We start from the raw sequence: 588 nt of genomic DNA, 5'->3' as shown, positions 1-588 counted from the left end.
GCATGTTCTTGTCGACAGCACCGGCCTGCAGGTCTACGGCGCGGGTCAGTGGCTGGAGGAGAAGCACGGCGCCAGATCCCGTCGCAGTTGGCGCAAGCTGCATCTGGCACTGGATGCCGACAGCGGCGAGATCATTGCCCATACCCTGACTGATCAGGCCACTGGCGATGTCTCACAAGTTGAGCCACTACTCGACCAGATTGGCGGTCCGATCGGACAGTTTACTGCTGGCGGCGCCTATGACGGAAAACCGACTTACGACGCAGTCATCGATCATAGCGCTGCCGCCGCAATCGTCATTCCGCCTCGCGTCAACGCGGTCAACCATTCGACGATAGACCTCCCGGCCAAAGGGACCAGCATATCGCCGCAATCGGCAGAGACGGCCGGATGAAATGGCAGGTCTCCAACGGTTATGGCAAACGCTCGCTGGTCGAGACCGCCATAGGGCGATACAAGTCCACCATCGGGCGGCGTTTGCGGGCACGGTCGCTTCCCGTTCAGCAGACCGAAGTCGCCATCGGCTGCGCCGTCCTAAACCGCATGCTTGCCTGCGCACGCCCGAAATCCGCCCGCCGCAAGGCGGCC

1 pseudogene is annotated in these 588 nt (G+C 62.4%); it reads left to right on the top strand.

Features of this window, described 5'->3' with window-relative positions:
- Nucleotides 1–588: pseudogene (locus NKI25_RS36370) on the top strand (IS5 family transposase); the annotation flags it as partial.

Origin of the sequence: Mesorhizobium sp. M0808, from assembly GCF_040320025.1 — a bacterium.
Taxonomy (GTDB): Bacteria; Pseudomonadota; Alphaproteobacteria; order Rhizobiales; family Rhizobiaceae; genus Mesorhizobium.
The sequence above is the reverse complement of the archived record's forward strand: the minus strand, read 5'-3'. Positions and strand labels throughout refer to the sequence as shown.